This window comes from Ramlibacter sp. AN1015 (genome assembly GCF_037726105.1).
GTDB lineage: Bacteria > Pseudomonadota > Gammaproteobacteria > Burkholderiales > Burkholderiaceae_C > Ramlibacter.
Genome location: NZ_JBBJUM010000007.1, coordinates 14,420 through 27,684, shown reverse-complemented (window position 1 = coordinate 27,684; position 13,265 = coordinate 14,420). Strand labels below are relative to the sequence as shown.

Annotated in this window: 11 protein-coding genes; all 11 read left to right on the top strand. The window is 67.9% G+C overall.

Translation table 11 applies throughout. The features are described 5' to 3' along the window. Positions 1-5: 5 nt before the first annotated feature. Positions 6-1,814, top strand: a complete 1,809-nt coding sequence (gene sdhA, locus WG922_RS12465; protein WP_340282971.1) for a succinate dehydrogenase flavoprotein subunit — start codon at positions 6-8, stop codon at positions 1,812-1,814. A gap of 53 nt (positions 1,815-1,867) precedes the next feature. After that, a complete protein-coding gene (locus tag WG922_RS12460; protein ID WP_340282970.1) occupies positions 1,868-2,572 on the top strand; it encodes a succinate dehydrogenase iron-sulfur subunit in 705 nt (234 codons plus the stop codon). Positions 2,573-2,579: 7 nt separating this feature from the next. Beyond that, positions 2,580-2,843, top strand: a complete 264-nt coding sequence (locus tag WG922_RS12455; protein ID WP_340282969.1) for an FAD assembly factor SdhE — start codon at positions 2,580-2,582, stop codon at positions 2,841-2,843. Between the two features lie 16 nt (positions 2,844-2,859). Beyond that, positions 2,860-4,170 (top strand): citrate synthase, encoded by a 1,311-nt coding sequence (gene gltA / locus WG922_RS12450; protein ID WP_340282968.1) that lies wholly within the window; start codon positions 2,860-2,862, stop codon positions 4,168-4,170. Between the two features lie 228 nt (positions 4,171-4,398). Then, a complete protein-coding gene (locus tag WG922_RS12445; protein WP_340282967.1) occupies positions 4,399-5,322 on the top strand; it encodes a LysR substrate-binding domain-containing protein in 924 nt (307 codons plus the stop codon). A gap of 26 nt (positions 5,323-5,348) precedes the next feature. Beyond that, positions 5,349-6,770 (top strand): 3-isopropylmalate dehydratase large subunit, encoded by a 1,422-nt coding sequence (leuC, locus tag WG922_RS12440; protein WP_340282966.1) that lies wholly within the window; start codon positions 5,349-5,351, stop codon positions 6,768-6,770. Between the two features lie 23 nt (positions 6,771-6,793). Next, entirely contained in the window at positions 6,794-6,919 is a 126-nt protein-coding gene (locus WG922_RS12435) for an entericidin A/B family lipoprotein (protein ID WP_340282965.1), read from the top strand. A 4-nt stretch (positions 6,920-6,923) separates the two neighbouring features. Next, positions 6,924-7,574, top strand: coding sequence for a 3-isopropylmalate dehydratase small subunit (gene leuD / locus WG922_RS12430; RefSeq protein WP_340282964.1), 651 nt, complete (start codon positions 6,924-6,926; stop codon positions 7,572-7,574). A 25-nt stretch (positions 7,575-7,599) separates the two neighbouring features. After that, a complete protein-coding gene (leuB, locus tag WG922_RS12425; RefSeq protein WP_340282963.1) occupies positions 7,600-8,691 on the top strand; it encodes a 3-isopropylmalate dehydrogenase in 1,092 nt (363 codons plus the stop codon). Between the two features lie 85 nt (positions 8,692-8,776). Further along, entirely contained in the window at positions 8,777-9,922 is a 1,146-nt protein-coding gene (gene asd / locus WG922_RS12420; RefSeq protein ID WP_340283221.1) for an aspartate-semialdehyde dehydrogenase, read from the top strand. Positions 9,923-10,117: 195 nt separating this feature from the next. Then, on the top strand, positions 10,118-13,240 hold the full coding sequence (locus WG922_RS12415; RefSeq protein WP_340282961.1) for a FimV/HubP family polar landmark protein: 3,123 nt from the start codon (positions 10,118-10,120) through the stop codon (positions 13,238-13,240). Positions 13,241-13,265 lie beyond the last annotated feature (25 nt).

Below are 13,265 nucleotides of genomic sequence, written 5' to 3'. Positions count from 1 at the left end.
ACACCATGTCGTACACCTCAAAGAACATCACCAAGCGCAAGTTCGACGTCGTCATCGTGGGGGCCGGCGGCTCCGGCATGCGCGCCTCCCTGCAACTCGCCCGCGCCGGCCTGAACGTGGCCGTGCTGTCCAAGGTCTTCCCCACCCGTTCGCACACGGTGGCCGCGCAGGGCGGCATCGGCGCCTCGCTGGGCAACATGTCCGAGGACAACTGGCACTACCACTTCTACGACACCGTCAAGGGCTCCGACTGGCTGGGTGACCAGGACGCCATCGAATTCATGTGCCGCGAAGCGCCCAAGGTCGTGTACGACCTCGAGCACATGGGCATGCCCTTCGACCGCAATCCCGACGGCACCATCTACCAGCGCCCCTTCGGCGGCCACACCGCCAACTACGGCGAAAAACCGGTGCAGCGCGCCTGCGCGGCGGCCGACCGCACGGGGCACGCCATGCTGCACACGCTCTACCAGCAGAACGTGAAGGCGCGCACCAGCTTCTTCGTCGAGTGGATGGCGCTCGACCTGATCCGCGATGCCGACGGCGACGTGGTCGGCGTCACGGCGCTCGAGATGGAGACCGGCGACCTGCACATCCTGGAAGCCAAGACCACGCTGCTGGCCACCGGCGGCGCGGGCCGCATCTTCGCCGCCTCCACCAACGCGTTCATCAACACCGGCGACGGCCTGGGCATGGCGGCGCGCGCCGGCATCCCGCTCGAAGACATGGAGTTCTGGCAGTTCCACCCCACCGGCGTCGCCGGCGCGGGCGTGCTGCTCACCGAAGGCTGCCGTGGCGAAGGCGCGATCCTGTTGAACAGCAACGGCGAGCGCTTCATGGAGCGCTATGCCCCCACGCTGAAAGACCTGGCCCCGCGCGACTTCGTCTCGCGCTCGATGGACCAGGAGATCAAGGAAGGTCGCGGCTGCGGTCCCAACAAGGACTACGTGCTGCTCAAGCTCGACCACCTCGGCGCCGACACCATCCACAAGCGGCTGCCCTCGGTCTACGAGATCGGCGTGAATTTCGCCAACGTCGATATCACGCGTGAGCCGATCCCCGTGGTGCCCACCATCCACTACCAGATGGGCGGCATCCCGACCAACATCCACGGCCAGGTGGTGGTGCAGAACGCCAGCAGCCACGACGCGGTGGTCAGCGGCCTCTACGCCGTGGGCGAGTGCTCCTGCGTGAGCGTGCACGGCGCCAACCGGCTGGGCACCAATTCGCTGCTCGACCTGCTGGTGTTCGGGCGCGCCGCGGGCAACCACATCGTCGAGTTCAACGACAAGAACAGGAACCACAAGCCCCTGCCTGCCGACGCCGCCGACCGCACGCTCGAGCGCCTGAACCGGCTGGAGCAGACGGCGTCGGGCGAGTATGCGCAGAACGTGGCCAACGACATCCGCGCCGCCATGCAGCAGCACGCCGGCGTGTTCCGCACGCAGGCGAGCATGGACGAAGGCGTCGAGAAGATCGCCGCCATCCGCGCCCGCGTTGGCGACCTTGCGCTCAAGGACAAGTCGCGCATCTTCAACACGGCCCGCATCGAGGCGCTCGAAGTCGAGAACCTGATCGAGTGCGCGCAGGCCACCATGGTGTCCGCCGCCGCCCGCACCGAGTGCCGCGGCGCGCACACCGTGAGCGACTACGAGCGCCCCGCCGACGACCCGGTCGCTCCGCTCGGACGCGACGACGCCAACTGGATGAAGCACACGCTGTGGCACAGCGAGAGCAACAGCCTCAGCTACAAGCCGGTCAAGCTCACGCCACTGACGGTGGAGTCCGTGCCGCCCAAGGTCCGTACGTTCTAGTACGTACTGGTTCCACGGCACACGAGCACCTAGATTCCGAGGAATACAGAGCCATGCAAAAACGCACTTTCCAGATCTACCGCTACGACCCGGACCGCGACGAGAAGCCCTACATGCAAACCGTCGAGATCGAGCTCGACGGCAACGAGCGCATGCTGCTGGACGCGCTCATGAAGCTCAAGGAGCAGGACCCGACGCTGTCGTTCCGCCGCTCCTGCCGCGAGGGCGTATGCGGCTCGGACGCGATGAACATCAACGGCAAGAACGGGCTCGCGTGCCTGACCAACATGCGCACGCTGAAGGACCCGATCGTGCTGAAGCCGCTGCCCGGGCTGCCCGTCGTGCGCGACCTCATCGTCGATATGACGCAGTTCTTCAAGCAGTACAACTCGATCAAGCCCTACCTCGTCAACGACACGATCCCGCCCGAGACCGAACGCCTGCAGTCGCCCGAAGAGCGCGACGAGCTCAACGGCCTGTACGAGTGCATCCTGTGCGCGAGCTGCTCGACCAGCTGCCCGAGCTTCTGGTGGAACCCCGACAAGTTCGTCGGACCGGCCGGCCTGCTGCAGGCCTACCGCTTCATCGCGGACAGCCGTGACCAGGGCACTGGCGAACGTCTGGACAACCTTGAAGACCCGTATCGCCTGTTCCGCTGCCACACAATCATGAACTGCGTCGATGTCTGTCCGAAGGGGCTGAACCCGGCCATGGCCATCGGCAAGATCAAGGAACTGATGGTGCGGCGCGCCGTCTAGGATTGTCATGAGCGGCCAGCTGCTGGACGAACGCGGGTTGAGCCGGCTGCGCTGGCGCTGCCGGCGTGGCCTGCTGGAGAACGACCTGTTCATCGAACGGTTCTTTCAGCGCCACGAGGCGTCGCTTACCGTACGGCAGGCCGACGCGCTCGAGCAGCTGATGCAGCTGCCCGACAACGACCTGCTGGACCTGCTGCTGCGCCGCACCGAGCCCGAGGGCGAACTCGATGCCCCGGAGGTGCGGGACGTGCTAGCCCTGCTGCGGACCTGATTTGAAGGAAGAAAAGATGAAACTCGCCGACAACAAAGCCACCCTGTCGTTCACCAACGGCGGTCCCAGCGTCGAGCTGCCCGTGTATTCCGGCACCGTCGGCCCCGACGTGATCGACATCCGCAAGCTGTACGCACAGACCGGCATGTTCACGTACGACCCGGGCTTCCTGTCCACGGCCGCCTGCCAGTCGTCCATCACCTACATCGACGGTGACAAGGGTGAGTTGCTGTACCGCGGCTACCCGATCGAGCAACTCGCGACCCAATGCGACTTCCTCGATACCTGCCACCTGCTGCTGTATGGCGAGTTGCCCGACGCGAAGGCCAAAGAGGAGTTCGACCGCCGCGTGACCATGCACACCATGGTCAACGAGCAGATGCAGTTCTTCCTGCGCGGGTTCCGGCGCGACGCGCACCCCATGGCCGTGATGACCGGCCTGGTGGGCGCCCTCTCGGCCTTCTATCACGACAGCACGGACATCAACAATCCGGAGCACCGGGAGATCTCGGCCATCCGCCTGATCGCCAAGATGCCCACGCTGGTGGCCATGGCGTACAAGTACTCCATGGGCCAGCCCTACATCTACCCGAAGAACTCGGAGTCGTACACGGGCAACTTCATGCGGATGATGTTCGCCACGCCCTGCGAGGAGTACGAGCCCAACGAGGTGCTGGTGCGCGCGATGGACCGCATCTTCATCCTGCACGCCGACCACGAGCAGAACGCTTCCACCTCCACCGTGCGCCTGTGCGGCAGCTCCGGCACCAATCCGTTCGCCGCCATCGCGGCCGGCGTGGCGTGCCTGTGGGGCCCGGCACATGGCGGCGCCAACGAAGCGGCGCTGAACATGCTGCACGACATCCAGCGCAACGGCGGGGTCGAGAAGATCGGCGAGTTCATCAAGCAGGTGAAGGACAAGAATTCCGGCGTGAAGCTGATGGGCTTCGGGCATCGGGTCTACAAGAACTACGACCCGCGCGCCAAGCTCATGCAGGAGACCTGCCGCGAGGTGCTGGGCGAACTGGGCCTGCAGAACGACCCGCTGTTCAAGCTGGCGATGGCGCTGGAGAAGATCGCGCTCGAGGACGAATACTTCGTCTCGCGCAAGCTCTACCCCAACGTCGATTTCTATTCCGGCATCGTGCAGCGCGCCATCGGCATCCCGGTGAGCCTGTTCACCGCGATCTTCGCTCTCGCGCGGACCGTGGGCTGGATTGCGCAGCTCAACGAGATGATCAGCGACTCCGAGTACAAGATCGGCCGGCCCCGCCAGCTGTACAGCGGCTCGGCCAAGCGCGACGTGCAGCCCATCGGCCAGCGCTGACCTCTTCCTGCTTCGGCACGACAAGCCCGCTTCGGCGGGCTTTTTCATGGGCTCCTCCGAACGCCGCCCACTGCCGGCCGCGGTCGCGTCGATAGCCGGGTGGCTCGGCGCAGCGCGCCTGAGTGCATCGCTGCCCACGCGGGGCACGCAGCCAGCCATCGCGGAACGAGAGGGCACGCGCAGCAGCTTCGGCGAAAATACGCCACTCCTTCGCAGATCGCGAACCCTATGCCTCCCGACCGCAGCTTCACCCGCCGGCTCGACCTCACCTCGCTGCAGCTCTTCAGGGCTGCAGGCGAGCTGGGCAGCATCGGCCGCGCTGCGGAGCACGAATTCCTCGCCCCCTCGGCGGCCAGCAAACGCATCGCCGACCTCGAGGAGGCCGTCGGCACACCACTGTTCTACCGGCGCGCGCGCGGCGTCGAACTGACCCCGGCCGGCCAGACGCTGCTGCACCACGCCCGCGCGGTGCAATTCAGCCTCGAACGCATGCAGGCCGACCTGAGCGAATACGCAGAGGGCGTGCGCGGCCACGTGCGGGTGCACGCCAACATTTCGGCCATCGTGCAGTTCCTGCCCGAAGACCTGGCGGGCTTCGCACGCAAGCAGCCCGAGGTGCGGATCGACCTCAACGAACACCTGAGCGCCGACGTGGTGCGGGCGGTGCGAGATGGCGACTGCGATCTCGGAATCTGCCATCCACCCGCCGACACCGGCGAGCTCGCCATGCGCCCCTACCGCGCCGACCGGCTGGTCGTCGTGGTGCCGCAGGGGCACATCCTCGCCACCCGCGCCGCGGTGGCATTCACCGACACGCTGGAATTCGACCACCTCGGCCTGCACAGCAACAGCTCGATCTATCTCGCCATGAGCCGGGCGGCGCACGATGCGGGCCGGCCCATGCGCCTTCGCATGCAGGTCACAGGCCTGGACGCGCTGTGCCGGATGGTGCAAAGCGGCCTCGGGATCGGCCTGGTGCCGGACCGGGCATTTGCGCTGCTGCACCACATGGGCGGCTTGCAGGCGGTCGCACTGACCGACGCCTGGGCCCTGCGTGAGCTGCAGCTGGTGGCCCGCGACTTCGCCACCCTGCCCGTCACCGCGCGCCTGCTGGCCGACCACCTCGGCGGCCCGGACATCGCCGCTGCCTAGAATTTTCCCCTGCACAGGACCACACCATGGGACGCACCCTCTACGACAAGATCTGGGACGAACACGTCGTCCATTCCGAGGAGGACGGCACCGCCACCCTCTATATCGACCGCCACCTGGTGCACGAAGTCACCAGCCCGCAGGCTTTCGAGGGCCTGCGCGAGACCGGCCGCAAGGTCTGGCGCATCAGCAGCGTGGTCGCGACCGCCGACCACAACACCCCCACCTCCGGCTGGGAGCGCGGCTACGACGGGATCACCGATCCGATCTCGAAGGAGCAGGTGACCACGCTCGACCGCAACATCGAGGAGTTCGGCGCCGCCGCCTACTTCCCCTTCCTGTCCAAGCGGCAGGGCATCGTGCACGTGATCGGCCCCGAGCAGGGCGCAACCCTGCCGGGAATGACCGTGGTCTGCGGCGATTCGCACACCTCCACCCACGGGGCGTTCGGCGCGCTTGCGCACGGCATCGGCACGAGTGAAGTGGAGCATGTGCTCGCCACCCAGACCCTGCTGGCGAAGAAGGCGAAGAACATGCTGGTGAAAGTCGAGGGCGCCCTCGCCCGCGGCGTCACCGCCAAGGACGTGGTGCTCGCCATCATCGGCCGCATCGGCACGGCGGGCGGCACCGGCTACACCATCGAGTTCGCCGGCTCGGCCATCCGATCGCTGTCGATGGAAGGCCGCATGACGGTGTGCAACATGGCGATCGAAGCCGGTGCCCGCGCCGGCATGGTGGCGGTGGACGACAAGACCATCGAGTACGTCAAGGGCCGGCCGCTCGCCCCCACCGGGCTCGAGTGGGAGCAGGCCGTCGCCTACTGGCGCACCCTGCACTCCGACCCCGACGCGCACTTCGATGCGGTGGTCGAACTCGATGCGACGCAGATCGTGCCGCAGGTCACCTGGGGTACCTCGCCCGAGATGGTGCTGGGCATCGACGGCCGCGTGCCCGACCCGGACAAGGAAAAGGACGACAGCAAGCGCAATGCGATCGAGCGCGCGCTCGCCTACATGGGCCTGGAGCCGGGCAAGCCCCTGGCCGACGTGCACGTGGACAAGGTGTTCATCGGTTCGTGCACCAACAGCCGCATCGAGGACATGCGCGAAGCCGCCGCGATGGTGCGGCGCCTGAACCAGAAGGTGGCGCGCAACGTCAAGCTGGCGATGGTGGTGCCGGGCTCCGGCGTCGTGAAGGAGCAGGCCGAGCGCGAGGGCCTGCACGAGATCTTCAAGGCCGCGGGCTTCGAATGGCGCGAGCCGGGCTGCTCGATGTGCCTGGCCATGAACGCGGACCGCCTGGAGCCGGGCGAGCGCTGCGCCTCCACCAGCAACCGCAACTTCGAGGGACGCCAGGGCGCCGGCGGCCGCACGCATCTCGTGTCGCCGGCCATGGCCGCGGCCGCGGCGGTGCACGGCCACTTCGTCGATGTCCGCCAGTTCGCCTGATCCACAACGACAGAGGAGACCTCATGACCAAACTGATTGCCACCCTGCTCGCCGCAACCTTCGTCCTGGCCGGCTGCAACACCGTCCGCGGCGTGGGCCAGGACATCCAGAAGGCCGGCAGCGCACTCGAGGGCGCCTCGCGCAAGTAATTCCATGGAAAAGTTCACCGTCCACACCGGCCTGGTCGCCCCCATCGACCGCGAGAACGTCGATACCGACGCGATCATCCCCAAGCAGTTCCTCAAGTCGATCCGCAAGACCGGCTTCGGGCAGAACCTCTTCGACGAATCGCGCTACCTCGATCCGGGCGAGCCCGGGCAGGACCCTGCCAGCCGCAGACCGAATCCCGACTTCGTGCTGAACCAGCCGCGGTACCAGGGCGCTTCCGTGCTGCTGACTCGGCGCAACTTCGGCTGCGGCTCCTCGCGCGAGCACGCGCCCTGGGCCATCCAGCAGTTCGGCTTTCGCGCACTGATCGCGCCGAGCTTCGCGGACATCTTCTTCAACAACTGCTTCAAGAACGGGCTGCTGCCGATCGTGCTGCCCGAGAGCACCGTGGCGCGGCTGTTCGACGACGTCGCCGCCTTTCCCGGCTACCGGCTCACCATCGATCTGGAGCGGCAGGTGGTGGTGCGCCCGGACGGCGAAGAGACCGCTTTCGAGGTGCAGCCGTTTCGCAAGTACTGCCTGCTCAACGGCTTCGACGACATCGGCCTCACGCTGCGCCAGGCGGACAAGATCCGCGCGTTCGAAGCCGAACGCCTGGCCCGCAAGCCCTGGCTCGCCCACACCCTGAACGGCTAAGAAGAGAAGAGAACAGGCTATGTCCATGAAGATCGCAGTCCTGCCGGGCGACGGCATCGGCACCGAAATCGTTGCCGAGGCGGTAAAGGTCCTGAACGTGCTCGACCTCGAGTTCGAGATGGAGAGCGCCCCCGTGGGCGGCGCCGCCTACGAGGCGCACGGCCACCCGCTCCCCGAGGCGACCCTGAAGCTGGCCCAGTCCGCCGATGCGGTGCTGTTCGGCGCCGTCGGCGACTGGAAGTACGACAAGCTCGAGCGGGCGCTGCGCCCGGAGCAGGCCATCCTGGGGCTGCGCAAGCACATGGGCCTGTTCGCCAACTTCCGCCCCGCCATCTGCTACGAGCAGCTCACGCACGCTTCGAGCCTCAAGCCCGAGCTGGTCGCGGGGCTGGACATCCTCATCATCCGCGAGCTCACCGGCGACATCTACTTCGGCCAGCCGCGCGGGCGACGCACCGCTGCCGACGGGCACTTTCCGGGCGCCGAGGAAGCCTTCGACACCATGCGCTACAGCCGCCCCGAGATCGAGCGCATCGCGCACGTGGCGTTCCAGGCCGCCCGCAAGCGCAGCAAGCGCGTGACCAGCGTCGACAAGGCCAACGTGCTCGAGACCTTCCAGCTGTGGAAGGACGTGGTCACCGAAATCGGCAAGCACTATCCGGACGTCGAACTCGACCACATGTACGTGGACAACGCGGCCATGCAGCTCGTGAAGGCGCCCAAGAAGTTCGACGTGGTGGTCACGGGCAACATGTTCGGCGACATCCTCTCGGACGAAGCCGCCATGCTCACCGGCTCCATCGGGATGCTGCCCTCGGCCAGCCTGAATGCCGGCAACCAGGGCCTGTACGAGCCCAGCCATGGCAGCGCGCCCGACATCGCGGGCCAGGGCGTAGCCAACCCTCTGGCTACAATCCTGTCCGCCGCCATGATGCTCCGCTTCTCCCTCAACCAGCCCGAAGCCGCCGACCGGATCGAATCCGCGGTCAAGCACGTGCTCGCGCAGGGGCTGCGGACGGCGGATATCCATTCCGAAGGCACCACCAAGGTCGGCACCCGCGAGATGGGCGACGCCGTCGTGGCCGCTATCACCAAGAAGACGACCATTAAGAGCTAGCAGGCTCCGGTTCGTCGCGCGCCCTCCCCGGCCCTGACGAGCCGGGGAATCCAGTGAATACCAACTGAAGCTGAAGGGCATGACGATGATTTCCAAGGCACAACAACCGCTGGTCGGCCTCGTCGGCTGGCGCGGCATGGTCGGCTCGGTCTTGATGGACCGCATGCAGGCCGAAGGCGATTTCGACCTGATCGAGCCGGTGTTCTTCTCGACCTCCAACGTCGGGGGCAAGGCACCGGCCCAGGCGAAGAACGAGACTACCCTGCGCGATGCGTACGAAGTCGCCGCACTCGCGAAATGCGACGTGATCCTCACGGCGCAGGGCGGTGACTACACCTCGGAGGTCTACCCCAAGCTGCGTGCGGCCGGCTGGAGCGGCCACTGGATCGACGCCGCGTCCACCCTGCGCATGAAGGAAGACGCCGTGATCGTCCTCGATCCGGTGAACTCACCCGTCATCAAGAACGCGCTGGCCAAAGGTGGGCGCAACTGGATCGGCGGCAACTGCACCGTCAGCTGCATGCTGATGGGCGTGGGCGCCCTGTACAAGGCGGGTCTGGTCGAGTGGATGACCAGCATGACCTACCAGGCCGCGTCGGGCGGTGGCGCGCAGCACATGCGCGAACTGCTGACGCAGTACGGCACGCTCAATGCCGAGGTCCGGGCGCTGCTGGACGATCCCAAGTCCGCCATTCTCGAGATCGACCGCAAGATCCTGGCGAAGCAGCAGTCGCTCTCCGCCGCCGAGACGCAGAACTTCGGCGTGCCGCTCGGTGGCTCGCTCATTCCGTGGATCGACAAGGACCTGGGCGACGGCGTGAGCCGCGAGGAATGGAAGGCCGGCGCGGAGACCAACAAGATCCTCGGCCAGGGCGCCGGCTTCGGCACGCCGGCGGTGCCGGTCGATGGGTTCTGCGTGCGTATCGGTGCCATGCGCTGCCACAGCCAGGCGCTCACCTTCAAGCTCAAAAAGGATGTTCCGCTGGCGGACATCGAGGCGCTGATCGCCGAGGACAACGCCTGGGTGAAGGTGATTGCGAACAACCGTGAGGCCACCCTCGCCGGCCTCACCCCGGTGGCTGTGACCGGCACCCTGGACATTCCGGTGGGCCGCTTGCGCAAGCTCGCCATGGGTCCCGAATACCTCGGCGCCTTCACCATCGGCGACCAGCTGCTCTGGGGCGCGGCGGAACCCCTGCGGCGCATGCTGCGTATCCTCCTCGAGGCGTAAGGGCGGGTCAGCGTCGCGGAGTGAAACGGCCTGTAACCTGCGGTTGCAGGCCGTTGCCGTGTGGCAACATGAAATGCTGAGTTGGCACGCTGCCGTCCCGGCGGCTGGCAAGCACCCCCTGAGTTGCCTTGTCGGGCTTCGAATGTTGGTGCTATCTTCTTTGTAGTAAGTCCACCACACGAGGGCATCGTCCGCATGATGAGAACCCAGCTGCCCGCGCTCCGAGCAGTCCATTCGCCGGTGCCCGTCGGCCTGCCGCGCTTGCGTACACGGGCCGTTGCCCTGGCGGCAGCCATGCTGCTGGGCACGGCGGCATGGGACGCCAATGCACTCGCCCTCGGCCGCGTGGCCGTGCAGTCGGCACTCGGCGAGCCGCTTCGCGCGGACATCGAGGTGCCGCAGATCACCCCCGAAGAAGTTGAGAGCCTGCGCGCAGCGGTGGCCTCTCCCGAGGCCTTTCGCTCGATCGGTGCGCAGTTCCATCCCGTGCTGGCCGAAGCCCGGCTGGCGCTGCAGCGGCGCCCCAACGGCAGCTATTTCCTGCGCCTGAGCAGCGAGCGTCCGGTCGCCGATCCCTTCATCGACGTGGTGCTCGAGGCCACGTGGTCGTCGGGACGCATCGTGCGCGAGTTCACGCTGCTGCTCGATCCGCCCCATCTGCGCAACGCCGCCCCGCTTGCGCCCCAACTCCCACCCGCACCCGCACCCGCAGCGCGCAGTGCAGCGCCGGCCTCGGCTGCGGCCGCATCCTCCGCCGTGCCCGCCGGCCCGGGCGTGTCTGCTCAACCGCTGACAGCCCCACCCGAGACCGCCCAACGCGTGACCGTCCGGCCTGGCGAAACCGCAGGCCTGATCGCGTCCCGCCAGCGCCCCGCCGCCGTCTCGCTCGAGCAGATGCTCACGGCCATGGTGCGCAGCAACCCGCGCGCCTTCATCGACGGCAACATGAACCGGCTCAAGGCCGGTTCGGTGCTCGAGCTCCCCACCGCCAGCCAGGCGCAGCAGATCGGCGTGGCCGAAGCGCGCCAGGTCGTGCTGGCCCACAGCCGCGACTTCAACGAATTCCGCCGGCGGCTCGCGCAGGGCATCGCCACCACGGCCGCCGTCGATGACGCGTCGCGCGCGGCCGCCGGCAGGGTCGAGGCGCAAGTTCAGGAGAAGTCGCCCGCGAATGCCAGCCCCGACCGGCTCACCCTGTCCAAGGGCGCGGTACAGGGGCGCGCGGCGCCCGATGCCGCAGCCGAGGAGCGCATCGCACGCGCGCGCAGCGAGCAGGAAACCGCCGCCCGGGTAGCCGAACTGAACCGCAACATCGCCGAGCTCAGCCGCCTGAGTGCGAGCACCGCGAACGCCGGCCCCACCGTGCCGGCGGGCGGTCCGCCTCCGACCGCCGGCGCTGTCGTGCCGGGCTCGCCGGCGCAATCGGGCGTGACGATGGCGACGCCCGCAGCCCTGAGCGCCGCAACAGCGGCCATGCCGACATCCGCCGAGGCTGCCGCAGCGCCGGCTGCCGCTGCGGCCGCATCCACGCCCGAGGCCGCACCGGCTGGCGCTTCCGCGCCCGCTCCTGTCGCACCGGCCACCGCCGCGACCGCCCCGGCTGCCGCGGGCACTCCCGCCCCCGCAGCGGCGGCATCGCCGGCCGCTGCGGACGCGCAGAGCGCCTTCTCCGGGCTGCTCGATCACGTCCTCGAAAACCCGCTCGTGCCCGCCGCCGCCGGCGGTGCCCTCGCCCTCCTGCTCGGTCTCCTGGCCGTGCGGCGCAGGCGGCGCAGGACGCACCAGGTCGACAGCTCCTTCCTGGAAAGCCGGCTGCAGCCGGACTCCTTCTTCGGCGCAAGCGGTGGCCAGCGCATCGACACCGCCGAAAGCAACCAGGTCACCGGCACGTCGATGGTGTATTCGCCCAGCCAGCTCGACGCGGCGGGCGACGTCGATCCCGTGGCCGAAGCCGACGTGTACCTGGCGTACGGGCGCGACCTGCAGGCCGAGGAAATCCTCAAGGAAGCCCTGCGGATCAATCCGCAGCGCATTGCCATTCACCTGAAGCTGCTGGAAATCCATGCCAAGCGCCGCGACCGCGACGCATTCGAACTGGCGGCTGCCGAAGCACACGCACTCACCCGCGGGACAGGTGCGGAGTGGAGCCGCATCTGCGCCCTCGGCCAGGATCTGGACCCCGACAACCCGCTCTACCAGAGCGACCGCGCTCCCGCATCGAGCAACCGCCGCGCGGCCGACCTCCCCCCGGCCGTTGCGGCTGCAGCCACGAGTGGCAGTGCGTTGGCGGCCGTGGACCGCGCCTACGAGTACGGCAACGCCCGCCCGTCCGACGCCCTCGCCGAAGGCGAAGCCCACGCTGTGGCGCAAGCCGACCCGGACCCCGGGAGCGATGTCGATCTCGACCTCGATCTCGACTTCCTGCAGGAGGCGATCAGCGCCAGCCGTTCCTTCCCGGCCGACGATCCGACGGATGCGGCGCCGATCGCGGCCGCGGCCATGGCAGCGGCAGCGACAGCCGCAAGCGATGAGTCGATGGCTGAGAACCAGCCGTCCATCGTTGCACGCCAGGCAGGCGACGAATTCGCCGCCGACATCGAGTTCGCGCAGGTAAGCCACGGCTTCGACAGCACTGCGCTGGACAGCCGCGCGAGCGGCGATATCGACGCCAGGCTCGCGTCCCTCGCAGACGTAGAGACGCCGAGCCTGCGGAGTGCAGCGGCCTTCGACGAGGCTGCTGCCGCAACGCAGGCGGAATCCCCGGCTCCCACGACGACGAACTTCGGCACACGGTCCGCAGAGGAGTCCGCGTTCACGACCACGGCACCGGACGCGACGACCGATGCCTTCGAGTTGCCCGACCTCGACCTGGCCTTGCCCGGCTTTCCCGAAGCAGCACCCGATGCCGGCCCGTCCAACACCATGGAGTTCCTGGCGGCCGCGGGCGCCGGCGAGGCCGCTGCGTCCGCGCATCCCGCCGCCGAGCCGGCGCCGCTGAGCTTCGACCTCGACGGGCTGTCCCTGGACTTCGACACGCTCGCGCCTTCCGCGCAAGCAATGGCGCCCAGCGCCGCGGAACTGCCGACGCAGTCCCTTGGCGCGCAGCTTCCGGAGGAAGCTGCCGAGCTCAGCTTCGGAGATTCCGTGCTGACGTCGTTCGACGAGACCGACCCGCTGGAAACCAAGCTCTCGCTGGCCGAGGAGTTCCACGCGATCGGCGACATCGACGGCGCGCGCAGCCTTGCGCAGGAAGTGTGCTCCGAAGCGATGGGGGCGCTGCGTGATCGCGCCGAACGCTTCCTGGCCGAGCTGGGTTGATCACGGTCGAACCATCCGCCGCAGC